At 59.4% G+C, this 24,252-nt stretch carries 24 protein-coding genes; 9 read left to right on the top strand and 15 right to left on the bottom strand.

The window, feature by feature from the left end; all coding sequences use genetic code 11:
* Nucleotides 1–410 precede the first annotated feature (410 nt).
* Both M5C71_RS16280 and M5C71_RS16275 read left to right on the top strand, forming a co-directional pair.
* Nucleotides 411–2,420, top strand: coding sequence for an AAA family ATPase (locus M5C71_RS16280; protein ID WP_248768253.1), 2,010 nt, complete (start codon nucleotides 411–413; stop codon nucleotides 2,418–2,420).
* A 304-nt stretch (nucleotides 2,421–2,724) separates the two neighbouring features.
* The gene (locus tag M5C71_RS16275; protein WP_248768252.1) at nucleotides 2,725–3,855 is read left to right on the top strand and encodes a hypothetical protein; all 1,131 of its coding nucleotides are present in this window, start codon (nucleotides 2,725–2,727) and stop codon (nucleotides 3,853–3,855) included.
* Between the two features lie 403 nt (nucleotides 3,856–4,258).
* On the opposite strand, the gene M5C71_RS16270 is transcribed toward M5C71_RS16275, so the two are convergent.
* The gene (locus tag M5C71_RS16270) at nucleotides 4,259–4,651 is read right to left on the bottom strand and encodes a 4-oxalocrotonate tautomerase (RefSeq protein WP_152742034.1); all 393 of its coding nucleotides are present in this window, start codon (nucleotides 4,649–4,651) and stop codon (nucleotides 4,259–4,261) included.
* A gap of 103 nt (nucleotides 4,652–4,754) precedes the next feature.
* On the opposite strand from M5C71_RS16270, the gene M5C71_RS16265 reads away from it, so the two are divergent.
* The 6 genes from M5C71_RS16265 (at nucleotide 4,755) to M5C71_RS16240 (ending at nucleotide 9,616) form a co-directional block, all read left to right on the top strand.
* Nucleotides 4,755–5,627: a LysR family transcriptional regulator gene (locus tag M5C71_RS16265; RefSeq protein WP_248768251.1), complete on the top strand. Its 873-nt coding sequence runs from the start codon at nucleotides 4,755–4,757 to the stop codon at nucleotides 5,625–5,627.
* 382 nt (nucleotides 5,628–6,009) lie between these two features.
* Nucleotides 6,010–6,297, top strand: a complete 288-nt coding sequence (locus M5C71_RS16260; protein WP_152742031.1) for a hypothetical protein — start codon at nucleotides 6,010–6,012, stop codon at nucleotides 6,295–6,297.
* 408 nt (nucleotides 6,298–6,705) lie between these two features.
* Nucleotides 6,706–7,086: a hypothetical protein gene (locus tag M5C71_RS16255; protein ID WP_103497642.1), complete on the top strand. Its 381-nt coding sequence runs from the start codon at nucleotides 6,706–6,708 to the stop codon at nucleotides 7,084–7,086.
* A 218-nt stretch (nucleotides 7,087–7,304) separates the two neighbouring features.
* A complete protein-coding gene (locus M5C71_RS16250) occupies nucleotides 7,305–8,240 on the top strand; it encodes a YeeE/YedE thiosulfate transporter family protein (protein WP_248768250.1) in 936 nt (311 codons plus the stop codon).
* Nucleotides 8,241–8,869: 629 nt separating this feature from the next.
* Nucleotides 8,870–9,313 carry a hypothetical protein gene (locus M5C71_RS16245; RefSeq protein WP_248768249.1) on the top strand — a complete coding sequence of 148 codons (444 nt, stop codon included), beginning with the start codon at nucleotides 8,870–8,872 and terminating at the stop codon, nucleotides 9,311–9,313.
* A 108-nt stretch (nucleotides 9,314–9,421) separates the two neighbouring features.
* Nucleotides 9,422–9,616 (top strand): hypothetical protein, encoded by a 195-nt coding sequence (locus M5C71_RS16240; protein ID WP_100941691.1) that lies wholly within the window; start codon nucleotides 9,422–9,424, stop codon nucleotides 9,614–9,616.
* Between the two features lie 87 nt (nucleotides 9,617–9,703).
* Here the strand turns inward: M5C71_RS16240 and M5C71_RS33680 are convergent, their stop codons facing one another.
* Nucleotides 9,704–9,835, bottom strand: coding sequence for a hypothetical protein (locus M5C71_RS33680; protein ID WP_255916955.1), 132 nt, complete (start codon nucleotides 9,833–9,835; stop codon nucleotides 9,704–9,706).
* 207 nt (nucleotides 9,836–10,042) lie between these two features.
* On the opposite strand from M5C71_RS33680, the gene M5C71_RS16235 reads away from it, so the two are divergent.
* Nucleotides 10,043–11,050, top strand: a complete 1,008-nt coding sequence (locus tag M5C71_RS16235; protein ID WP_248768248.1) for an Ldh family oxidoreductase — start codon at nucleotides 10,043–10,045, stop codon at nucleotides 11,048–11,050.
* Nucleotides 11,051–11,092: 42 nt separating this feature from the next.
* Here M5C71_RS16235 and M5C71_RS16230 read toward each other — a convergent pair whose 3' ends face one another.
* The 13 genes from M5C71_RS16230 to M5C71_RS16170 form a co-directional block, all read right to left on the bottom strand.
* Nucleotides 11,093–12,673, bottom strand: coding sequence for an aldehyde dehydrogenase (NADP(+)) (locus M5C71_RS16230; RefSeq protein WP_248768247.1), 1,581 nt, complete (start codon nucleotides 12,671–12,673; stop codon nucleotides 11,093–11,095).
* Nucleotides 12,674–12,695: 22 nt separating this feature from the next.
* On the bottom strand, nucleotides 12,696–13,613 hold the full coding sequence (locus M5C71_RS16225) for a dihydrodipicolinate synthase family protein (RefSeq protein WP_100941688.1): 918 nt from the start codon (nucleotides 13,611–13,613) through the stop codon (nucleotides 12,696–12,698).
* 133 nt (nucleotides 13,614–13,746) lie between these two features.
* Nucleotides 13,747–14,775 (bottom strand): proline racemase family protein, encoded by a 1,029-nt coding sequence (locus M5C71_RS16220; RefSeq protein WP_248768246.1) that lies wholly within the window; start codon nucleotides 14,773–14,775, stop codon nucleotides 13,747–13,749.
* Nucleotides 14,776–14,934: 159 nt separating this feature from the next.
* Nucleotides 14,935–15,657 carry an amino acid ABC transporter ATP-binding protein gene (locus M5C71_RS16215; protein WP_152742023.1) on the bottom strand — a complete coding sequence of 241 codons (723 nt, stop codon included), beginning with the start codon at nucleotides 15,655–15,657 and terminating at the stop codon, nucleotides 14,935–14,937.
* Nucleotides 15,650–16,300 (bottom strand): amino acid ABC transporter permease, encoded by a 651-nt coding sequence (locus M5C71_RS16210; RefSeq protein ID WP_103499548.1) that lies wholly within the window; start codon nucleotides 16,298–16,300, stop codon nucleotides 15,650–15,652. Before M5C71_RS16210 ends, M5C71_RS16215 begins: the two co-directional genes overlap by 8 nt.
* A gap of 10 nt (nucleotides 16,301–16,310) precedes the next feature.
* The gene (locus M5C71_RS16205; protein ID WP_100941684.1) at nucleotides 16,311–16,976 is read right to left on the bottom strand and encodes an amino acid ABC transporter permease; all 666 of its coding nucleotides are present in this window, start codon (nucleotides 16,974–16,976) and stop codon (nucleotides 16,311–16,313) included.
* Nucleotides 16,969–18,750, bottom strand: a complete 1,782-nt coding sequence (locus tag M5C71_RS16200; protein ID WP_248768245.1) for an aconitase family protein — start codon at nucleotides 18,748–18,750, stop codon at nucleotides 16,969–16,971. The genes M5C71_RS16205 and M5C71_RS16200 overlap by 8 nt, the downstream gene beginning before the upstream one ends.
* A gap of 10 nt (nucleotides 18,751–18,760) precedes the next feature.
* Nucleotides 18,761–19,579, bottom strand: coding sequence for a transporter substrate-binding domain-containing protein (locus tag M5C71_RS16195; RefSeq protein WP_152742021.1), 819 nt, complete (start codon nucleotides 19,577–19,579; stop codon nucleotides 18,761–18,763).
* Between the two features lie 233 nt (nucleotides 19,580–19,812).
* Nucleotides 19,813–20,562: an AraC family transcriptional regulator gene (locus M5C71_RS16190; protein ID WP_103499587.1), complete on the bottom strand. Its 750-nt coding sequence runs from the start codon at nucleotides 20,560–20,562 to the stop codon at nucleotides 19,813–19,815.
* Between the two features lie 74 nt (nucleotides 20,563–20,636).
* Nucleotides 20,637–21,893, bottom strand: coding sequence for an FAD/NAD(P)-binding oxidoreductase (locus M5C71_RS16185; protein ID WP_248768244.1), 1,257 nt, complete (start codon nucleotides 21,891–21,893; stop codon nucleotides 20,637–20,639).
* Entirely contained in the window at nucleotides 21,890–22,126 is a 237-nt protein-coding gene (locus tag M5C71_RS16180; protein ID WP_248768243.1) for a (2Fe-2S)-binding protein, read from the bottom strand. The genes M5C71_RS16185 and M5C71_RS16180 overlap by 4 nt, the downstream gene beginning before the upstream one ends.
* Nucleotides 22,119–23,234 (bottom strand): FAD-dependent oxidoreductase, encoded by a 1,116-nt coding sequence (locus M5C71_RS16175; protein ID WP_248768242.1) that lies wholly within the window; start codon nucleotides 23,232–23,234, stop codon nucleotides 22,119–22,121. Before M5C71_RS16175 ends, M5C71_RS16180 begins: the two co-directional genes overlap by 8 nt.
* On the bottom strand, nucleotides 23,231–24,163 hold the full coding sequence (locus tag M5C71_RS16170; protein WP_248768241.1) for a 4-hydroxyproline epimerase: 933 nt from the start codon (nucleotides 24,161–24,163) through the stop codon (nucleotides 23,231–23,233). The genes M5C71_RS16175 and M5C71_RS16170 overlap by 4 nt, the downstream gene beginning before the upstream one ends.
* Nucleotides 24,164–24,252 lie beyond the last annotated feature (89 nt).

Here is a 24,252-nt window from a genome sequence, read left to right as displayed (position 1 = left end):
GATACGTGATCTCTCAGGTCCGATGTTCATGGACATGCTTCATATGCTGGCATAGCTCTCGGGACCACCTTTACCGAACTCTGCCGTTCACTATGGGCGGGAGTCGCCCCAAAGCAGCCCTTGTCGGAGGGCAGCTGACGGCCAGAAGGCCGGTGGACGGAGCTGCTGCCGGAACTAATGATGGGGCAGACAGTGCCCTCCGTCCACACATTGGGCCATTGGCACAGGCTCAAAAGCTGGGGCAGTTGAAGTGCCAGGTAGCGGTAGTGGCGCTAACGGCTTACCCAGATAACCCAGTTCCGAGGCGAATTGCTCCGCAGTTTTGACTCTGCCAGCTCTACCTAGACGGCATGACGGCTTTTCGCTTACCTTCTTGCCCATTCGCCTTCGATCAACAAGGACAAATGGACATGCTGTTGACATCTGTAAAGGTCGGCCCCTTCCGCTCAATCAATGAGCAGCAGACAACTGAGATCGACCCACAAGTCACTGTCTTGGTAGGGATGAATGAAGCTGGTAAGACAGTATTTCTGAGGGCTTTGCATAAAGCGATGGACGCTTTGGACAAGGAGAAATTCGACCTCACCGAAGACTATCCTCGCAAAGACTTGCTGACATACAAACGACGCCACGAGGAGTCGCCCGACGATGCCGTCATCCTAACCTACGTAATCGACAATGCTCAGGCTTCTGACCTCAACGCAAAAATTGGATGTGACATAACGGTTGGACTTGAATTCACAGTGTCACGAAACTACAAAAATGCTAGCTCAATTGGACTGAATATTCCCGAAGGCCCAGTACTCAAAAATCTCGCAACCACCGTAGGACTGAGCGAAGGAGCAGTAGCTGTCCTCGGCAAGGCGATTTCTCTGAGAGAAGCACTCGTAGGCTTGAAAGGCATCAGTCTAACGAACGAGGCTGACACCGAATTAGTTCAGAGGCTCGAAGCACGTGTGAATGCCGTACCTGAAAACTGGTCGATAGTTTGCAGTTACGAAGCCTGGCGATTACTGTCGCCATCAATGCCTAAGTTCCTTTATTTCAGCGACTACGATCTGCTGCCTGGAAAACTCAATCTCAAAGATCTCGCAAATCGTTTAGCTGCCGCTACGAAAGATCCCGCCAACGGCCACAAACATGTCGAGCCCAAGCACCAGGCAGTGATTGCCTTGCTTCGCATGGCGGGCGTTGAATTGGAGGATTTCTCAAACGGCACCTCCTATGAAGAGCTGAAGGCACAGATCGAATCGGTGTCGATCAATCTCACTGATCAAATTCTGGAATTCTGGAAGCAGAACGAAGATCTCGAAGTAGAGATCGATATTCGATCTGATGCGTCAGATGCAGCCCCGTTCAATGATGGGCCAAACCTCTACCTGCGGATCAAAAATAAAAGACATCGTGGTGTTACCACTCCATTCGATCAGCGCAGCCGAGGCTTCATCTGGTTCTTTAGCTTTTTAGTCTGGTTTGACAGCGTCCAGCAGCAACTGAGCGTCGTCGGTAGTAAAGCCAGTGCCAATCTCGTGCTACTTCTGGACGAGCCGGCACTTGCCCTGCATGCCCTAGCTCAATCTGATTTTCTGCACTATATCGACGATCTTGCTGAAACACATCAGGTCATCTACACGACCCACTCACCGTTCATGGTGAACTCAGATCGCCTGCACCAAGTGAGGGTAGTGGAGGATAAGCCACGCCAAGGGACAGTGATCTCTTCCAACCTTTCCGGGTCGGATGCCAAGACAATTTTCCCATTGCAGGCCGCCTTGGGTTGGAATATTGCTCAAAACCTATTCATCGCCGAGCGAAATTTGCTGGTCGAGGGCATTTCGGAGCTCAGCGTACTCCAAGCGATGTCTAGAGCCGTTGAAGAGAATGGTGGAGTAGGACTGGATCCTCAAATCACAATCGTCCCCGTGGGCGGTTTGAGCAACGTAGCGACGTTCGTATCACTTCTGGGTGGTAATGGGTTGGCATTTGCTGTTCTGCATGACTACAGCGGCAAGAGTGATCAGAAGCTCGACGCCATGGTGCAGCAGAAATTGCTCAATCAGAAACAGGTGTTCAACTTCTCACAATTCAGAAACCTAGAGGCAGAAGGGGTGGGCGCGGGTGCCACCGACCTTGAGGATCTACTAGATCCCGCTACATACCTCGAAAACTTCAACGAGGTTTACTCCAGATCCCTCGGTGGAACAGTCCTAAAATTAGAGGATCTACCGCAGGCAGATCGGGTTGTTCAACGGATTGAGAAGTATTTGATAAGCCAGCAGCTCAAGGTTCGACCAACCCCTGGGTATAACCATTTTTCGGTGGCTGCTGCCTACGTAGCGACATCACCTGAAAAGATTAGCAAAGACGTTATCCAACGATTCTCGAAGCTTTTTGAAACCATAAACCAAGCACTGAGCTGATCTTTACACGTGGGTACGACAGGGGGGTAGTCATGGCCGTACCCAGGCTTATTCCCACCGGCAGCCTTGGGTAGGGTGTCGCCGGTGGTGACAAACCCCAGTCGACCCGATGCCGACGTTGGCCACAAGCTGACATTCGCCAGAACTAATGCCTTTGACATGAGCCATTTGACTCATGTATATGCTCTTGAAATATGCCGGTTTCGCCCGACTTTCCATCGCGACTGCGATGTAGCGTGCCAAATTAGCTACGTGTATTTATGAGTGCGGTACTGTGTATGTCGATTTAGGATTAATAGAAAGCATGGATAAAATGCAGGCTGGGTTGCAGGAGATTTTTAACTTCGAACATGGCATCTCTACTACGCGAGAAATTCCTTTCGGGCCTTATCGCATTCACATTGAGAAAAATCCAGCTATGGACGAGGCATTCGTTCGAGGGGTTAGAACTACCTATAGCACTGAAATCGATGAATGTGGCGAAATACAGAACATTGTTACCACTCTGCCTGCGAACCCAGGGAGCTGGAGCCCAACAGCGACCGTTGAAGAGCATCAGGGGTTGGGTTTATCCTCTGTTCTGTTTCCCGATATTCCAGTACTCAACGGTGCCTACGACCTTGCATTGATACTTTCATTTCTGACAGGACGACATGTTGTTGTGGGGAATGACGCCAAACCTTTTCTTCCATTGACACCTGCCCAGAGTGTGGTGAGTGGAAATTATTTTTACCATCCAAACATAAATTGGTCTGCGCTTGCGGGTCTAAGTGAATTGGGCGTTGGCGAAGCCATGGATGCTGCTTGCACAGCTATGACGAATTCGAACTTACTGATCAAAATGAGCCTTGGAGCGTCAGCTCTGGATAGACTGGTTAGTGGTTGGCACAACAAATCAGGCGGGTCGCGTTTCACTAAAGAGGTAAAGTTACGTGTCAAAGATGCCTCTAAGGCGTTTGAAAAGCATCTGATTGAGGCAGGAGAAGATCCAGCCATCGTACAAGATTTGCTAGCGCGAATTCCAAACCTAGGGAACGACTCTGCACTGGCCAAGCTAAAAAACTTCCTTTGTACGTTCGAGATGTATCCAATAGATGCCAGCGAAGAAATTTTTTCTCGCCTTAAATTGTTCAACATACAGAGAAACGCAGTGGCTCATAGCGCCAGCGTGCGGTTCGATTCAGCAGAAAAATTTGAAGACGCACTTCGAGTCGCTGGTGCCATCTCCGTGCTCATATTGACAATCTGCCGTGTCTATGTATCGAAATACCTACTAAGTATCGACGACAAGTACGGTATAGATATCGCGCAGCAAGCAGTGCGCACATTTTTTGAGAAGGGAACTTTTAACGAGCAGGCGGTATTTACAGAAGACTATGATTCATACATGCAACGTGTGGCCGATCGTTGGGTTGCATCAGGTGGGTTGGAGTGAGAGCGATCTATTGGTGCGAATTATATCGCCTTGGATTTTGTGACAATGCGAATGACTGTTTTTGGCCGATTCTGTTGAAAAAGTTGACCAGGGCCGACGGTCCATGTATTGAGCGGTGAAAACGTCATTTTTGCACGCTGCTACGTGAAATCTGAGTCCTGCACCCGCTGCTCAAGACACGGATTTCAATCTCAGACGCGTATTTTTCTGCCGTGAAAACCGAAACCGACTTTTTCAACAGAATCGGCCGATTACTGCATTTCGCGACCGGCAGCTAAGGGGCGATAGCGGTCCTGTCGTGACCGGCCGCTCCCGACCCATGGAGGTCATCCCACTGAAGTCATCAGACAGGTATCGATACCCATGTAAGCTCGAACTGCGCCGGTCACGATGAACAGGGGGGTCAAGGGTGGTGGAGCCTGTACTCCTGGCTCAAACCACCATAGCCGTAGGCACTGGCACGGCAGTCGATCACATGGATGTTTGAGTGAGGGTGAACATTGCCTATTTCTTTGGCCAGCAATTCGAAAGCCTCATGGTGGTAGCGCGCTTTCTGGGCCTTGGTATTGGTTTCATCCGTGATAGTGACTTCCAGGCGGAACGAGTTGCGTCCTTGTTCGGCCAGCGAACGGCTGTCGATAAACCACTGTTCATGAGGCAGGAACTGCACCATCACCAGGGTCTGTTCCGGTCGCTTTTCCAGTAATTCACAGGTCAGAGTGGTGATTTTGGGGACGATGCTGTGGACCAGTTCAAGGTTCGGCTCGCCAGAAATCTTGAGTGTTATACCGGGCATGTTGAACTCCTTTGCGGGTAATGAATGTCCAGCGCAGAGTAAGAAGTTGCGTTGCTGCTGAAAAGCCGGAAGATATGCATCTATCTATCGGGAAAACAGCAGGATGAGCATGCGCCCCTTTGACCTTGATCTCTTGCGATCTTTTACCGTTGCCATGGAAGCCGGCAGTCTATCGGAGGCCGCGCCGCACCTGTGTCGGTCGCAATCAGCGTTGAGCGAGCAATTGCGCAAGCTCGAAGCGTTCACCGGGGTAACGCTGCTGGAACGGGGAAAAAAGGGTGTCCGGCCTACGCCGGCCGGGGAGCGCTTGATGGTGCATGCACGAGAACTGCTGGCCTTGAGTGATCGCGCCCTTGAAGACGTGCGCGGAGTGACGTTTGCCGGCGAATTGAGATTGGCGATCACCGACTACTTTTTGCCTGGCTCGATTGCCGAGTTGTTGAAGCAACTGCGCCTGAACTATCCACGCCTTCGACTGCATGTGTCGGTGCGAAAGAGTCTGCAAATAGAAAGCGGGGCAGATACGGGTGACTTCGATATCGGCCTTTCAATGCGCATACTCGATGGCCGCAGCCTTCCCGAGGGCATCCCGGTGCGTCGGGAAGCGTTGCATTGGGTATCTGCTTCGGGGTTTGAGCCGAGAAACGAAGAAGATAACGCGTTGCCACTTTTGGTGCTGCCACAGGGATGCAGCCTCCAACGCCTCACCCGAGAGACGCTGGAGGCACACAACGTGCCGTATGTGATTGCCCATTCCGCGTCCGGAGTGGCAGGGCTGCAATCAGCACTGATGGCAGGGCTGGGCGTCGCTTGCCTGAATAGCTCGGCGGTGCCGATGGGCGCAGAGATTTGCCGGCCGGCCTTCCCGTTACCGCCTTTGCCCGACGTTGAGTTCAGCCTGTTACCTGCGCGTGCTGGCGAGGCTCATTTGGTCGGTGCGGTGCGGGAAATGCTTGCCAGCAAATTGGGCGGATGAGTGACACATCTCTGAAGTGAAAGCGCCGGGTTTGGGGCTCAATGGTGGTGGTCATGAAGGTTGAGCGAGAAATTGCATCTAATGGCCGGCGGCGCGATTGCTGAGTTGGACTCCAAATCCGCGAATTGACACTCCCCTGACGCATCCTTGTTCGCGGGCTTTTTAGTCTGCGTGAAAAGGTGACTGCGTGAAAAGCTGACGGATTTATTTTTTACCCTGGACATCGGCTTTTGGTTGGAGTCCTCCTGTGGTGAGGCTGCGGTTAGCCGAGGTCGGATTCTGCGTAAAATAAATATGTCCCACGTTTCCCTATGCCGAGGAGCAGGGCGGGCCAGGAAGGGGGTGGGTTGATGATCTGACTAGAGGTTTGGGACGGGCACAGATGGATGAGAAAAAATCAGTACTCGGCGGGAAATATATCTTGCTGTCAGTGATTCTTGGGATTGTTTTTGCGGGCTTTTTCTTGCGTAAGCAATATGATCCCCTGACGATGTCCATAGACCATTTTCGTCAGGTTGTAGCGGTGGGGGGAAGTGTAGGTCTGATAGCAAAGCTTATTTCAACTAGCGGTTTTGCGGGCATAAGAAAGATCGCCAGTGTCTTGATGGGGGCTGCTTGTTCTACTATTGGCATGACGTGGGTAATGCTTTTTTATATAGCAAAAGGGTAGGAGCTTCTATTTTGGGAAGTACGGTTGGATTTTTCAGAACCGTACTTGCTGACAATAGCATCGTTAAAACTTCGTTGAGTGATGCCAACTGATCAACGACAAAGCACTCAGTCTCTCAGGCTTTTTGCCCTGTGCTGCTTGGGGGTCTTAACGATCAGTCAATGTCTAAAGGGGGGGGATTTGTTATTTTTCTGAATTCTGCAGGCTCCCCAATGATGCCGTTCTTGTCTTCAGATGCGGTTCGCCCATGCCATATGAGAGACGCCGCTACCGGAGGCGTGAACGAAGATAGAGCCCCCCTACGCACGTGCTGCTAAGCTCTCGGGTGGCCAAACGGCATTATGGAAGCAATGAACCTCAGTGATGCGTGTAGTGGTCAACTGATCCCGCCCCCAAGAAGGAACTAACATGACAGACCGCCATATCTACAACCAATCTGATGCAAGCTGGACATTTGAAATCGTGACCGATGGCAGTGCAGGTAATCAATTTGGTAACGTTTGGTTCTCCGGCGACGGCTCGGGTCAGTCTCAAAACGGGCCATGGATTTTACCACCGAACTCTACGGCGCAAATCCAGTACACGTCCGACGAAGGCGTGATTAAGGGAACCTGGAGAATTACGGACCACCTTGGACAAAACAGGATATTTGACTACAGCAACGACCAGAATTTTCCAGTTCCACCGACAGGGAACTGCCCGTACATCAGCCACGACGGTAATACTGGCGCAGTGAGCGTCAACGACCCGGCCGACGCTGATCTGTCTGTTGGCGGTTCAAATTGGTAAGACGTTCCAAATAAACCAGTTCTGCCAGGCTGCTCGCATGGCGGTCCATCCCTGAGTGACCGCCAGAACCTCAGATCAGAAACGTGAAATTCCGCATCTGACGGCTTCTGGCACGCCCGGTCCCACTTTTCCGTGTCAGATACACAGGTCGCCTGATCGAGAGCTACGCTAATGCCTACTGAGGCCCGGTCCATCCAAATCAGCAGTGGCGCACGAACATGGTTTTCTCTTTACTGATGGCGTTGGTATTAGCGTTCCTGATCGGCTGGGTTTCGCAGCGAATGGGTATGTGTCTTGTCAAAGCGTGCGAACAATTGCTGGCTGGTCGCCCGACGTTGTTTGTGGCACTGACATCGTGTGGATTGTTCGGGTTGATGCTGGCCCCGCTCTATCGTTTCTCTGAGGTCAGCCTGCCGCTGTACTCGCCTGGTATTTCCTATCCTTTACTGATTGCGGGAGGCCTGTTGTTCGGGGTGGCATCGGTACTGAACAACGGTTGCAGCGTCGGCACACTGACCAGATTTGCCAGCGGCAATTTCAATAAACTGTTCACGATGATCGGCTGGGTGCTGGGGATCGTGCTCTGGTATTACCTGCACATGATGCCCGAACAGAAAACCCTTCTGATGCCGGAAATTTCCAGCCGTCATTACTGGCTGTTGATCGGTGTAGTGGCGCTGGTGCTGATATTTTTGGCCGCCGTGCATGGTAATAAACACCTGGTGCTCTCCAGTATGCTGCTCGGTGCATTGACGAGTGCGCTCTATACGTTCGAGCCGTTATGGACACCTAGTGTGTTCTTTTACAACGTTTCGCAGATGTTCTGGCAAGCCGATATGGCAATCAGCGCCCGGCGTATTGCGGTGTTTGTTATGTTACTGGCAGGCATGCTGAGTTTTACCCTGTACAGGAAAACGTTCCGTTTCGAGGCCTTTGCCCCATCAAAGGCTGGTGTTCATTTGTTGGCAGGTATTTTGATGGGGATTGGGGCTTCGATGATGCTCGGCGGTAACGACTCGCAAATACTGTTGGTGTTTCCAACACTGGGCGTTGCTTCAAGCATACCACTGGTGTCGATTGCCACGGGCATTCTGATGTCATTGTGGTGCAAAAAGATGTGGTACAAGCTGAACTCGTTAACACCAACCACTTGAAACTTTCTACTGGGATTTGGGGAATTTATTATTTTAAAAACTGCAGAATTTAAGTCACTGCGGCGACGCCGCGTAAATCACTCAATTTCATACCAACAGCACACGCTCGACTGACGGCCAAGGCCTACCAGCGCCGCTGGCTGGCTACTACCCGAATTGGGTGGGCAGGTTCGATCTGGACAGGACGTTTCATAGGCCAGTGTCAGTTGCGTACGGTGAGTGGGCGGGGGAGAGCGTTGCAGCTTCTCGCGGGCGAGTTCCCTATAGCGCATTTTTTCTTGTTCGGGAAAGCCCGTCTGGTTCTCCCCCCAATCAACACGCGAAATTACCTTCCAAAAAAACTCATATTTCCCACACGTTTCAGGCATGGGAGAATATTGCGTGCGCCAAACGTCGGGGCTACTGTTCAAGTGTCGCTGCAAATTCAGCGACGCGGGTTTTGCAGCCCGGCTCGAAAAGGCGCACAGCGCCGCGTAAGCGGCATTTTTACGCTCGTGTTATGGCGAGCTGTGCGCAGGAGGCTTCGGCCTGCCGGTTCCTTTTCCCGGTCTGCAAACCTGTGTACGGCTCGCCACCTTTCGTTTTGCAGCGTGGGTGACGAACTTCCATTCATGAAAAGGAGCGTCCCCATGACTAAGAAGATCACCCCCGATCCGCCGATTGTTAGCAAAACCCTCAGTACCGCCGACAGAAGCCTGTACCTGCGCAAACTCTCTGATTCGCCATTCAACGAGTCCGAGCCAGCCCCGGCAAACACCCCCCGTTTGCTCGACACCCTGGCATTCACCAGCTCCAAACCCGTCACCCCCGAATCTCTCTACAAACCCACGCTATTCGCCATCCAACCCGGCATCACCGCCCAGGACGCCCTGGTCTACGTTTCCAATCTGCTCGAAACGGCGGAACTCAACGGCGACGAAATCAGCCTGCACACCAACCCGGTCGAGCGGGCGTTGTTCTGGGGCATGCTGCATTCGGTGGAGGTGGCGCGTGCGGTGGTGGATGCCTTGCTGGAGGGCGCGTCTCCCTCCAATCAGCTATCGTCAGCGTTGGGCAACCCTCCGAATGGTTGAGTCCACAAGCCCATAAAGCGACCCCCGTTTCCAAGGCGTTGAGTATGGAATCTTGGAAACAACAGGAGTAAAAAATACCTTACCTGCCTCAACCCAGAGGATGTGCCAATGGTCATTACCGTCAAAGAACGCGATGAGGATCACATGTCCCATGATGCCAATAACGCGGGCGTCCGGATGTGGGATGTCTACCAGGGCGATGTGCTGGTCGGCGTTTATCACAGTGAAGCGGATGCGTTGAAGTACAAGGCTTTGCTGGAAAGCGGTCGATTGGATAGCCTCAAGGCGCCTCCAAAAGGCTGAGGCCAACACCATAAAAAAGCCCGGCTTGATGCTGGGCTTTGTTTTTTGAGCAGGGGCGGCCGGCCAGATGAGACGCCGACCACCCGATCAAGCCCCGTTATTGCCCTGGGCCTGCCGCGCGGCTTTTTCCTTCTTGTGGTTCTTCATGTCCAGCCTGATACCCCAGGCAATGACAACAATGCCAAAGATGGCCATCAGAATGATTTGTTCGGTAGGCATAGCCTGCTCCTTGCAGAAAACGCTCATTGAACGTGCTGGCGCCGCGCCTGCCAAATCGAGGGGGTTACAGAATGTTTCGATGGCTGGGCAATACGGTCTCTGTCGAGCCACAAGGGTGTGCCGAATTCGTCACCGATCCCGCCTAAAGCGATCAAGCCGCGAGCCCTGGAATGGACCAGTCTGGACAGTCTGTTCAAGGAGCTGATTATGATCCGACTGTCCCTGGCTGAAGCTCGCGAGCTGGCCGAATCGATCCTGCTGCACAACGGTTTCAACCTCGCCCACGCCCAGGCGGTGACCGACACGGTGATTGCCGGCGAGCGCGATGGCTGTGCCTCCCATGGCCTGTATCGGGTGCTGGGCTGTGTGAATTCACTGAGGAACGGCAAGGTGGCCGCCGATGCCGAGCCGCAGGTCATCGATCAGGCGCCGTCCATTGTGCGTGTCGATGCGGCGGGTGGTTTCTCGCAGTTGGCGTTCCAGGCGGGCCTGCCGCTGCTGCAAGAGAAAACCCGGGCCAACGGGATCGCGGCCCTGGCTATTAATCGCTGTGTGCATTTCTCCGCGCTCTGGGTCGAGATCGAGCAGCTGACCGCTGCCGGCCTGGTCGCGCTGGCCTGCACGCCCAGCCATGCCTGGGTCGCACCGGCCGGTGGGAGTCAGCCGGTGTTCGGCACCAACCCCATCGCCTTCGGTTGGCCGCGGGCCGGTAACAATCCCTTTGTCTTCGATTTCGCCACCAGTGCGATTGCCCGTGGTGAGATCGAGCTGCATCGGCGTGCCGGCAAGGCCATTCCCGAAGGCTGGGGCGTGGACGCCCAAGGGCAGCCGAGTACCGATGCCAATGTGGTGCTCGATAGCGGCGCGATGCTGACGTTCGGCGGGCACAAGGGCTCGGCGTTGGCGGCCATGGTGGAGTTGATCGCCGGGCCGTTGATCGGTGATTTGACCAGTGCCGAATCCCTGACCTATGACGCAGGCAGCAAGTCGTCGCCGTACCACGGCGAACTGCTTATCGCCTTCGATCCGCAGCGTTTTCTCGGCGCGGCCACCGAGCAGCATCTGGCCCGTGCCGAAGCGGTGTTCGAAAGCATTGAGGGGCAGGGCGCACGCTTGCCGTCGCAACGGCGTTATGAGGCGCGTGCGCGCAGTCTGGTGGAGGGTGTGCAGATTCCCGAGGCACTGTACAACGATCTGAAAGCGCTGCTGGCCTGAATGAATCAGGGCACCATCGATCCAGCCGATGGTGCCCGGTTTTTACAGCGGTGTGCGTTGGCTGTGTCCATCGACCAGGCGATTGATGCCCAGTGGGTTGGCGTTTTGCAGCGCTTCGGGCAACAAGGCATCCGGGCAGTTCTGGTAGCACACCGGGCGCAGGAAACGCTCGATGGCCAGGCTGCCGACTGAAGTGCCGCGGGCATCGGAGGTGGCCGGATAAGGCCCGCCATGGACCATCGCATCACCGACTTCGACACCGGTCGGATAGCCGTTGAACAACACCCTCCCGACCTTTTGCTCCAGCAGCGGCAGCAGCTCGCCATAACGTTGCAGATCGCCGGCCTCGGCAATCAGGGTGGCCGTGAGTTGACCGTGCAAGCCCTGTAGCGCCTGTTGCAGCTCGGCGTTGTCGGCCACTTCAATGATGACCGTGGTCGGGCCGAAGACCTCTTCCTGTAACAGCGGATCGCCATTGAGCAGCAGACGGACATCGGCCTTGAACAGTTGCGGCTGTGCCTGATTGCCCTGCTGTGGCTTACCGGCCAGATGGCTGACGCCTGAATGATCGAGCAGGGCCTGCACACCGTTACCGTAGCTGCGCAGCGTGCCGGCGTTGAGCATGGTTTGCGCCGGTTGTTCGTTCATCAAGGCACTGAGCAGCGCGGTGAACGCCGTGAACCTTGGCGAGGCGATGCCGATCACCAGGCCCGGTTTGGTACAGAACTGACCGCAACCTTGCACTACTGAAGCCACCAGTTCACTGGCGATCTTTTCGCCGCGCAATTGCAAGGCTTCGGGCAACACCAGCACCGGATTGATGCTGCTCATTTCGGCGAACACCGGAATCGGCTGGGGTCGTGCGGCGGCCATGTCGCAGAGCGCGCGTCCCCCGGTCAGGGAGCCGGTGAAACCGACGGCCTGAATCGCCGGGTGCTTGACCAGGGCTTCACCGACCCCGGCGCCGTAGATCATGTTGAACACGCCCTTGGGCATGCCGGTTTGCTCGGCGGCGCGGATGATCGCATCGGCCACCCGTTCCGCCGTCGCCATATGCCCACTGTGGGCCTTGAACACCACCGGGCAGCCCGCGGCTAACGCGGCCGCGGTATCGCCACCGGCGGTGGAGAACGCCAGTGGGAAATTGCTTGCGCCGAACACCGCGACCGGGCCGACGCCGATTCGGTACTGGCGCAGGTCGACCCTTGGTAGTGGCTGGCGTTCGGGCAATGCGCGGTCGATGCGCGCGCCGTAGAAATCGCCCCGGCGCAGGACTTGCGCGAACAGGCGCATCTGGCCGCTGGTGCGGGCGCGTTCGCCCTGGATACGGCCGGTGGGCAGGGCGGTCTCGCGGGTGACCAGGGTGATGAAGTCATCATCCAGGGCGTCCAGTTGCGCGGCGATGGCTTCGAGAAACTCCGCACGCCGGTTGGCTGACAGCGCACGAAAGGCCGGGTAGGCAGATGCAGCAGCCTGGGCGGCGGCATCTACTTCAGCAGCCGTGGCCTGGGTGAAGACGAAGGGCAGGGGCTCACCGCTGCTGGCGTCATGGCTGTGCAGGGTGATAGTGCCGGCGGCGCTGCGCGCACCGCCGATGTAGTTGTGGCCGATGATCTCGGACATGGAAAACTCCTGTCAGGACAACTCAGAGACCCACGTCCGGCAACGACGGACGATTGGCCATTGCCTTGGCCATGATCTGCTCGACGAACACTCGGTCGGCTTCCGGCAAGGCCAGGCGGGGCGGACGGGTCAGGGCGCTGCCGCGACCGGCGATGGCTTCGCACAACTTGATGCACTGCACCAGGTCGGCACGGGCGTCGAGGTGCAGGATCGGCATCAGCCATTCGTAGATCGGCATGGCTTCGGCAAAGCGCCCGGCCTTGGCCAGGCGGAAGATGGTTTCGCCTTCGATCGGGAACACGTTGGACATACCCGAGACCCAGCCCTCGGCCCCCACCGCGATACTTTCCAGCACCACATCGTCCAAGCCTGCGAACAGCACAAAACGGTCGCCGACTTCATTGCGTACGTCGATAAAACGCCGGGTGTCGCCGGAGGAATCCTTGAAGCACACCACGTTGTCGCAGTCGGCCAGGGAAATCAGGATGTCCGGGGTCACGTCGTTTTTGTAGATCGGCGGGTTGTTGTAGACCATCAACGGCACATCGGCGTTCTTGGCCACGTAGCGGTAGTGCTCGGCGGTCTCGAAGGGCTTGGAGCCATAGACCAGCGCCGGCATCAGCATCACGCCATCAACGCCGACCTTGCGTACCGCGTTGGCCACCTTGGCCGCTTGCACGCTGGTGAACTCGGCCACGCCGCAGATCACCGGCACGCGCCCACGGGAGGCGTCCACCGCGACTTCGGTCACGGCGATTTTCTCTTCGGCGGTCAGGGAGGTGTTTTCCCCCACCGAACCACAGACCACCAGGCCCGAGACGCCGTCACGAATGACGTTGGAAATCACCTGGTGGGTCTTTTCCAGGTTGATGGTGAAGTCGTCGTTGAATTGGGTGGTGACCGCCGGGAAGACGCCGCTCCAGTTGATGCGTTTGCTCATGATGCTCTCCAGTGGATTAACGTATTTCGTATACGATATTTTAAGTGAAAAAATTAGACCAGTGTTTTTTCGTCGGACGCCGTCAGGGCATCCCGGTTTTTCTCTATCAGCCGTCTAGCGGTGGCGTTGGCGCTCAGGCGCCGGGCCAGGTGTCCGACAACCGGTAGCCTTGTGGCCAGGGATCGGCGGGGTCGAGCAGCAATTGATGGGTGCCGGTGATCCAGGCCCGCCCGGACAGGCACGGGTAGATTGCCGCGCGCCCGGCCAGTTCGGTCAGGGAATCGATGCGGCAGTGGAACTCCGAACCGATGATCGAACGCCCGATAAAACGCTCGCCGACCTGCAGCACGCCCTTGGCCTGCAACACCGCCATACGTGCCGAGCACCCGGTGCCACAGGGCGAGCGGTCGATCTTGCCGGGGCGGATCACCACGGCGTTGGCCCCGGTGGCGACGCCGTTCTCGTAGACCACCGGCGCGGCGATCTGGCAGAAGGAGATATGCGACCAGTCCGGGTTCAGCGGGTGGACGAAGCCCAGTTGTTCGTTGGCGGCGCGGGTGATCTTCAGGCCGGTCTCGACCATGTCCTTGGCTTCATCGGGACGGATGGCGAACCCCAGGCGCTGGGCATCGACGATGGCGAAACTGTCGCCGCCATAGGCGGTGTCGACCTGGATCGAGCCCAGGCCCTCGACTTCGATCCAGGCGTCGAGGCGGTCGGCGAACGACGGCACGTTCTTGATTTCCACCCGCTGGACCTTGCCGTCCCTGCACTCGGCCACGGCTTCGATCAATCCGCCTGGCGCTTCGAGCACCAGTCGGGTCTGGGGTTCGGTCATCGGCAGGATGCCGCTGTCGAGTAGCACGGTGGCCACGCACAGCGAGTTGGACCCGGACATCGGCGGGGTATCGGCCGGTTCCATGATGATCCAGGCCATCTGCGCCCGCGGGTCCTTGGCCGGCACCAGCAGGTTGACGTGGCGGAACACCCCGCCACGGGGTTCGTTGAGGACGAAGTTGCGCAGGGTTTCATCCTCGGCGATCCAGCGCGACTGTTCCCACACGGTGGCCCCGGGCGGCGGGGCTACGCCGCCGACAATCACATCGCCGACTTCACCTTCGGCGTGGCAGTTGACCACATGAACGATTTTTGAAGAACGCATTGCAAACTCCTCCTGTGACTGTTCGCGGACCTTGTAGAAGCTGGCTTGCTGGCGATGGTCGTCAACGATAACGCGGGGCATCAGACCGATCGCGGTGTGGCGACGTTCATCGCCAGCAAGCCGGCTCCTACAGGAGCGTGTTTTATTCAGGGATCATGTTTATTTCACGGACTTGAGGAACGCCGCCGTTTCCGGCTGCACGGGGTTGCCGATGACCTGGTCGGGCGCGCCGATCTCGTGCACCAGGCCGTTGCGAAAGAACGCCACGCGATCGGACACATCGCGGGCAAAGCGGATTTCATGGGTCACCAGGACCATGGTCATGCCGTCTTCGGCGAGCATGCGCATGGTGTCCAGCACTTCACCCACCAACTGCGGATCAAGGGCCGAGGTGGCTTCGTCGAACAGCATGTAGTCCGGCGACATGGCCAGGGCCCGGGCAATCGCCATGCGCTGTTGCTGGCCGCCGGAGAGCTTGCCGGGAAAGGTCTTGAGCTTGTCGCTCAGGCCCACGTGGGTCAGTTGCCGGACCGCCAGCTCCTCGGCCTCCTGCTTGCTTTTACCGAGCACCTTGCGCGGCGCCAGCATCACGTTTTCCAGCACGGTGAGGTGCGGGAAGGCGTTCCACTGCTGGAACACAATGCCGATCTTCTGCCGCAGGCGGTTGAGGTCGGTGGCCTTGTCATGGACCTCGATGCCGTCGACGCGCACGCTGCCCTTGTGAATCGATTCCAGGCCGTTGATGCACATCAGCAGGGTCGACTTGCCGGAGCCTGAGCCGCCGATGATCGACACCACCTCGCCCTTGTTCACCGTCAGGCTGACGCCCTTGACCACTTCCAGGTCGCCGAAGGATTTGTGTACGTTGTCGATCTCAATCATTTTCTTGCCACCTTCTTTCCAGACGAGCGCCGAGGCGAGCGACCACCAGGCTCATGACGTAGTAGATAAGGCCCGCGATGCACAGCACCAGCAGCGGTTCCTGGATGCGCGTGACGATGGTTTGCGAGGCGCGCAGCAGTTCGACGATGCCGATCCACATCACCAGCGCGGTGTCTTTCATCACCCCGAGCACCAGGTTCAGCCAGCCGGGGAAGGCCACCCGCGTGGCCATCGGCAGGACGATCCAGCGCAGGTCCTGCAGAAAGCTCAGACCCAGGGAGCGACTGGCCCGGCGCAGGGTGAGGGGCACCGAGAGCACGCCACCGCGGACGATCTCGGTGAAGTACGCGGCGGTGTAGACTCCGAGCACGATGCAGCCGACGCTGAAGGCGCTGATATTCAGGCCGACGATGCTTTTCAGCGAATTGAACAGGACGAACTGGATCAGCAACGGCACGCTGCGAAACGCGTCCAGCACCCAGGCCAGGGGCAGGCTGGCGCGGGGCAACAGCGCCCGCAGCAGGCCGAACAGCAGCCCGGCGGCAGATCCGAGGAGGATCGCCCAGAAGGTCAGTTGCAGGGTGACCCAGGCGCCGTTGAGCAGGAACAGCAGGTCATTCCAGGAAAAGCTGGTGGAAAACATGGTCACCTCCTCAGTAGCGGAACAGTCGCCAGGCCATCAGCCGGGCTGCCGCGACGATCGCCTTGGCAATCAGGTAATACAGCACCGCTGCAATGGCGAAGAACTCGAAGGTGCGGAAGGTCTTGACGTTGTACTCCTGGGTCACCCCGGTAAGGTCATTGTTCAGGCCGACCACCACCCCCAGGGAGGTCATCAGCACCGCCCAGACCATCTGATTGCTCAGCGGATAGAAGACGATGCGCAGCAACTGCGGGACGATGATCATCCGGTAGGCCTGGAAGGCGCTCATGCCCAGTGACCGTGCGGCGCGCACTTGGGTATCGGGCACCGCCTTGAGGCCGCCGCGAAAGTTTTCCGCGAGATAACCGGCGTTGTTGAAGGTGATCCCGGCCAGCAGGGCGAACCATGAACTGACATGCAGATCCAGCGAGCCGAGGCCGAAGTAGAGGATGTAGATCTGGAACAGCGACGGGGTGTTGCGGGCAATCGATACCCAGCCGTTACCGATGCCACGCAGCAACGGATTTCTGGTTTCGCGCATCACCGTCAGGGCCAGGGCGATCAGCACGCCGAAGATCATCGACAGGGCGGCGGTCTCGAAGGTGACCAGGGCGCCGTTGAGCATATCCGGCAAGGCGCGTAGGGCCGCGCGCCATTGGAAGGTGTAGTCAAACATGCGCGGGAGTCTCCTGTGGGACGGCCGGTGCCAGCCAGGCCGGCAAGCGCCCGCTGGCGTTGGCGGTGCAGGCGGCGTCGACGCATTCGGCCAGGCTGGCGAAGTGCACTTTGCGCCCCACCAGGCCGGGGGCGTAGTGGGCGTACTTGCCCGAGTTGGTCATCAAGGTGGTGGCGGCCGGTGGGATCACCGGTTCGCCGAGCATGCACCAGCAGGTGTCGGTGACCAGGGTCGCGCCGAAGGCTTCGATCGCCGCGATATGCCCGGCGGCGCGGGCCTGTTCCAGTACCGCGCGCCCGCAAGTGATGGCCAGGACCACGTCGGGGTGCTTGTGCCGACCCCGGCACAGACGGGCCAGATGGGCAAATTCGCTGAGGGAAAAATGCGGGTTGCCCAGGGACACCACCTCCACACGCGGGTCGCGGGCACTGTTGAGTTCACGCCAGCTCAGCAGCAGGTCTGGCAGACGGATTTTTTCCACCAGCAGCACAACATCCGGTTCCAGCACCTGGGTCGGATCGAGTGCTTCCGGGGTCACCCCGGCGATATGAAACAGCGGCGCCGCGGAGGTGGTGGCGAAGGCCGCGCCGAAGGCTTTCAGGTCGTCGAGGCTTGGTTGGCGCTGTTCCAACCCGAGCACCAGGGGAATCCGGCTGCCGGACAGGGCACCGATGTGATAACCGAGCAGCGGATAGAACGAGTCGTCCAACTCACCCAGGGCGGGCAGTTCGATTTGCAGCCGGGCCTTGCGCTGGGCGTCCAGATGGCAACCGATCAACGGCGCGCGACCGGTCAGGGCAATGCAGATATCCAGGTAGTCCGGGTACTTCTGGGTTCGGGCGCCGAGCACGCTGTTGGCGTAGACCACGGCGTTGGATTCGGCCCAGACGATCTGTTCGCCGGCCTTCGGCGCGCTGTCGAGCAGGTAGGGCGCACAGGTGAAGCTGAGCTGCGCGCCCATCGCCATATAGGCATCGCCCAGGGCACTGGCGGGTACGCCGAGAGCCGGATCGACGCCCAACTCGCGCCAGCGGCGCTGGTCCACGGAAATGGAATTGAGGGTGGTCGGGACGCGAACGCGCGCGCCCCATTGCACCAGTTGTTCGGCAAAGCGCAGGCTCGCCGGGCCCGTATAGATGCAGCCGTCGATATGCGCCTGGGTCACGTCCAGCAAGGCGGGTGCACCTTGCAGTTCGGCCATTTGCAGGATGATCTGCATGGCCACCTGGGCGGCCTTGCCGTATTGGCCGTCAAGCAGGGCCAGATCGTGTTCACTGAAGGCGACGCGGTTTGCCGCAGGTTGTGCCTGCACCGGTGTGATCGGTGCCTGCCAGTGATCGGCGGGTGTCTCGTCGAAGAGCGTCAGGCGGCTGCCTTCTACCCGGGCAAAGGCCTGGCCGCGCAAGGCGGCGAAGGCCTCCCGGCCGATGCACAGCACCGGCAGGGAACGCTCGAAAATCACCTGGGCCACCAGCACGCCGAGAGTCAGGATTTCATCCGGTTCGGCCAATACCAGCGCTGCCGGCGCATGACCATTGCTGATCAACTCCATCATGACGCTGCTGCCGGTACAGGAACCGCGGCCGCTGGGTAGCGCCAGCACGCGGCCGGCCAGGTGTTCGCCACTCAAGGGGTGATGGCGATCGATCACCTCGCCACTGAACGGATCGACTCCGCCCCAGAAACTCAGGCCGACGTCGGCGAACAGCAAGGGGCCTTGGGCGGCTCCTTCGACCAGGCTACGTCCTGGCAGGGAAGTGGGCGTGCTGGGCATTCAGGTTTCCTCAGTAGTAGACGTGGGGCACGGTCAGGTCGGTCGGCGGAATCTCGGTCCCGACCCATTTGACGAACAGCTCCTTGTAACGTCCGGTACGCACCTGTTGGTTGATAAACAGGTTGAGGTAGTTGATCAGGCCGTACTCGTTACGCTTGGCCCCCAGCGAGACGTAGTCGATCACGTACGGCGCGTTGCCGGCGACCTTGAGGTTCTTGTATTTGCCTGATTTGAGCGTAGCGGCTGCCACGGTATTGGTGACGACGGTGGCGTCGATATGGCCCTGGGCGACGGCCAGGATGGTGTCGTTCTGCGATTGGTAGGCGCGGAAGCTGCCGGTGCCCCAGCTCTTCTGGTCTTTTTCCAGGGCGAGGGCTTCAAAGGTGCCGCTGGTGTTGCCGACCGGCTTGCCCTTGAGGTCTTCGTATTTGCTGATGCCGGTGTCGGTGCGGGTCAGGACCACCATCTGGAAGGCGAAGTAGGGCAGGGACAGGCCAACGGTCTTGGCCCGTTCGAGGGTGTCGGAGGTGGAGGCGACGATCACGTCGGCACGGCCCGAGACCAGTGCCGGGATCCGATCCGGGAACGGTGTCTCGACGATCTCGGCATCGACCCCGAGGACTTTTGCCAGGTCATTGCAGTAGTCGACGTCGAAACCCACCGGCTTGTTGCTCTCGTCACGGGAGCCCATCGGCGGGAAATCCAGGGTCACGGCGCAACGCAGCTTGCCCGAACCGATGATGTCGTCGAGCTTGTCGGCCTGGGCCGTGGCGATAAAGGACGAACTGAGAACCACACTGAGCGCTGCGGCAAAAACGGGATTTTTCATGGAGACCTCGTTATCGGTGAGTGGTGTTGGCTGTCGTATTATGAATTTCGTATACGATATTAGATTAGCAATGACTGTGCCTGTTTCCACGTCAGAACCTGAATTCTTCGTTAGCCCTTGGGTTAGAGGGGGTGTCAGGCGGCCAGGGACCGATTGCCGGTTTTTATGGGGGTGGGGGGTGTTACAGAAGGGAGCATGTTTGCGTGCTGGCGCCCTTTAAAGGAACACCATGATCAGCGACGGCTGTCGCGGTACTGGCTGGGTGCCAGGCTGGTCAGGGCGCGGAACTGGCGGCTGAAGGCGCTGTGGTCGGTGTAACCGCAGCGCAGGGCGATCTCGGTGATCGGCAGGTCGGTGTCCAGCAACAGCCGCGAGGATTCTTCCAGGCGTGCCTTGTGAATCATCTGCCGTGGGGTGAGCTGGAATACCCGCTTGCAGTGGCGCTCCAGTTGCGCCACCGAGAACCCGGCAATCGCCGTCAGTTCGGCCAGGCTGATGGGCCGGGCGAAGTGGCTGCGGATATGGGCATCCACCGCCGCGAGTTTGGGGAAGGCCGGGTGGCTGGATTGCGGCAGTTGCAAATCCCGGGAGATCCCGGCGAGGCCGACGATATGACCTTGGGTATCCAGTAGCGCGAGTTTGTGGGTCAGGCACCAGATCGGTTGGTTGCCGTAATAGAGGTGCAGCTCAAGTTGGTCGGCCAGCTCGCGACCGCTGGACAGCACCCGCCGATCCTGCGCGGTGTAGAGCGGGCCAAAGCGTTCCGGAAAGACCATGTCGGCAGTGCGCCCGAGCAGCTCGGCGCTCTCCTTGAAGCCGCAGCGCCGGGCCAGGGTCTGGTTGACGAAGGCGTAGCGGGCCTCGCTGTCCTTGATGAAAAACACCACGTCCGACAGGGTATCGAGCAGCGGCGCAATCGGCTGCAAGCTGCTCAACAGGGTCGGCAGATCGCAGGGTTTGAAGTGGCTGAGCGAGGCATACATGGTGCTGGAAGCCTGGGGGCGATCTTCTGGATCATAGAGGCTCGGCGCCGGGCCCGGAAGCCCCGGGCCGGCATTCAGGCCGGCGGCGCGTCGTCCAGGCATAGCAAGGTCTCGATCCGCGCCGGGCTGAAGGGCGGGCGCGGTGCCGAAGGTTGCCAGCCGAACAGGTGCTGCACCGCACCGCCGCAGACCCGACCCTGGCAGGCACCCATGCCGCAGCGACTGGCCAGTTTGGCTTCGCGCCAGTCGAGGTGTGTTGCCAGTGCGGAGTAGGGTACATCTTCGCAGCGGCACACCAGGGTGTCGGGTTGGGCCAGTGACTTGAGTGTCGGCTTGAGGCGGAACGTGTGGTTCAAGACCTTGGCAAAGCCCTGCCAGCGTGCCCGCAACGGCCACAACGCCTGGGCCTGCGGACGTTCACCGACCGCCGCATGCCCGGCAATCGCGCCCTCGACCAGGGCCAGCTCACTGCCACCGAAACCGGTGCATTCGCCCGCCGCGTAATGATCGGCGCGGCTGCCGGCTTGCCAGGTATCGACTGCCAGGGCCTGGCCATCGAGGGCGTAGCCCAGGGCCTGGCCGAGCTGGGTGTTGGGGATCAGGCCGAAACCGCAGGCCAGCCGATCACAGGCCAGCTCGACGATTTTTCCCTGCTGTTGCAGGCGCACGCCTTCCAGGCGATCCGTGCCCAGGGCGGCGATTACATGGCTGTCGGTTCGATAGTGGTGGTCGAACAGGCTGAACGATTGCAGCAGTTTGTCCGGCCAGCGCGGCAGTTGCGCGGCGAAACCGGCGACGGCGCTTGTGCTCGCCTGCTCGGCGATACGCAGCACCCGGGCGCCGTTGTGCCTGGCGGTCGCGGCGCTGGCCAGCAGCAAGGGGCCGCTGCCGGCGATCACCAGACGCTCTTCCCGCACCGGCAATCCGCCCTTGATCAACGCCTGGAGTCCGCCCACACCGGTGACGCCGGGCAGGGTCCAGCCGGGGAAGGGCAGCAGCAATTCGCGCGCGCCGGTACACAGGATCAGTTTGTCGTAGGCAATCACCCAGCCGCGTTCATCGTCTTCGACCAGCAGCTGTTTCGGACCGGCGCAGGCAATCACCCGGGTGCTGGCATGGCGTTGGATATTGCTGTGGTTCTCCAGTTGCTCGCGCAGACGGTGGGCCTGCTTCGGCAACGTGGCCTGAGGTCCGTCGCGCCAGATCTGCCCGCCCGGCAGCGGGTTGTCGTCGAGGATGACGATGCGTGCGCCGCTGGGCGCCGCGGCGAGGGCGGCGGCCATACCGGCGGGGCCGGCACCGATAATCAGCAGATCGGCGTATTCGCTCATGCTTGAGTCTCCACGCGCATGCCGTCACGGCACAGCGTCTGGCAGGCCAGACGACGGCGACCGTCGATGTTCACCCGGCATTCCTGGCAAATGCCCATGCCGCACAGGGGCGCGCGGCGTTGGCCGCTGACCGATGTGCGGCTGCAACCGTCGCCGCCGAGCGCCAAGGCGGCGGCGACGCTGGTCCCTTCGGCAACCCTCAGGACATGGCCGTCCAACAGCAATTCAGGCATAAACCGGCTCCCCGAGAAAACGTTGCGGCAGATAAGGCAGTGCGGCCAAAGGCGGCGCCTCATCGAACAATTGCGCCACCAGCAGGTCGGCGGTGCCGGGTGCCGTTGTCACCCCCAGGCCTTCGTGACCGACGGCCAGCCACAAGCCCTGGCGTTGCGGGTGCTGGCCCACCAGCGGCAAACCGTCGGGGCTGGCGGCGCGAAAGCCGGTCCAGGCGCGGATGCCATTGAGTTGCGCCAGCCCGGGCATGTACTCGATGGCGCGCTTGAGCATTTTGGCGAGCATCCAGCCTTCGACCTGCGGGTCGGTGGTACCGAATTGCCGTGAGGCGCCGATAAACAATTGCCCGGTGGGACGCGGCTGGATATTGCACGCCGCCGAAGGGCCGCTGGCATTGTGGGCGCTGGTGACGTAACCGAGTTCCACCAGGGTATGGGTGACTTTTCCGGGATAACGGTCGGTGATCAGCAAGTGGCCCTTTTTCGGCACGATCGGCAATTCCGGGCACAGTTCGCTGGCCTGGACGCCGTTGGCCAGGATTACCGCATCGGCCTGCAGCCAGTGACCGTCGTCGAGGCGCACACGGTTGCCGTCGACTTCACTGACCCGCGCCCGACGCTGGCGGATATTGCTGGTTTCCAGCATCCAATGGGCCGTCGCCGGGGCATAAAGAATGCCGTCGCCATTGATCAGCAGTCCGCCTTCCAGGCCAGCGCGCAATTCGGGTTCGCACTGGCGCAAGGCGTTGCCGCCGATCAACTCGCAGGCCACGCCCTGGGCCTGCAAGTTCAGGTATTTAGCCTGGGCGACGGCCATTTCTTCGGCATTGGCCGCCAGCCACAGGGTGCCGTTGCTGCGGTAGGCGCAGCCGTCGGGTAGCGTCGGCGCCGTTTCGCGCCAGCGTTGCAGGGAGTATTGGCTGAGGGCCAGTTCGGCCGGGTTGTCGTCGAGCACCAGCAAGTGGCCCATGCCCGCCGCCGTCGCCCCGGGCAGGCCGGCGTCGAGCACCAGGACCTGCAAGCCACGCCGGGCCAGTGCCTGGGCACAGGCGGCGCCGATGATACCGGCGCCGATCACGATCACATCGGCTACCCGGCCCTCGTTCACGGGCGAATGCCCCAGGCGAAGGGGTCGTCCTGTTCGAGGATCAGGCTGGCCTCGGCGCTGATAAAGGCGCGGCCACGAATGGTCGGCACAATGCGCTCGCCCTGATGCTCGTAGGAACCCTCGAACTCGCTGCCGATCACACTGGCCTGACGCCAGATCTGCCCCGGTTGCAACTTGTCGTCGGCCGCCAGGCACGCCAGTTTGGCGCTGGTGCCCGTGCCGCAAGGGGAGCGGTCGTAAGCCTTGCCGGGACAGAGGACAAAGTTGCGACTGTCAGCGTGGGCGTCATCGGCGAACAGCTCGATATGATCGATCAGCCCGCCATCTTCACCGCGAATACCCTGGGCCTCCAGGGCTTGCTGGACGGCGAAGGTATAGGCGGTCAGGGCATCGAGATTATCGCCGGCGATATCCAGGCCATGCTCGGCAATCAGGAAGAACCAGTTGCCGCCCCAGGCGATATCGCCAACCACCTCCCCGATACCCGGCACCTCCAGCGCCAGGGCTTTCTGGTAACGATAGGCCGGGACGTTGCGCACGCTCACCGAATGGTCGTCGTGCAAGGTCGCCTGCACCGTGCCCACCGGTGTCTCGATGCTGTGGGTGCCGGGGCCGATCCTGCCCAGGTGCGCCAGGGAGGCCACCAGGCCGATGGTGCCGTGGCCGCACATGCCGAGGTAACCGGTGTTGTTGAAGAAAATCACCCCGGCACAGGCGCTCGGGTCCACCGGCTCACAGAGCAGGGCGCCGACCAGCACATCACTGCCCCGTGGTTCGAGCACGCAGGCCGCGCGCCACTGATCGTGCTGTTCGGCCAGCCGCTGCCGGCGCACGGCCATGCTGCCGTTGCCCAGGTCAGGAAAACCGGCGATCACCAGGCGGGTGGGTTCGCCGCCGGTGTGGGAGTCGATCACGCTGATGCGTTTCATGGGAGGGCCACGTCCATTCCGATAAGTGACGGACAGAGTGGCCTGCAGAGGGGGGCGGCGGCTTGAGAGTTTTAGCCTGTGCCGATGAC

This window comes from Pseudomonas sp. MWU12-2345 (assembly GCF_023242385.1).
GTDB lineage: Bacteria > Pseudomonadota > Gammaproteobacteria > Pseudomonadales > Pseudomonadaceae > Aquipseudomonas > Aquipseudomonas gingeri_D.
The sequence above is the reverse complement of the archived record's forward strand: the minus strand, read 5'-3'. Positions and strand labels throughout refer to the sequence as shown.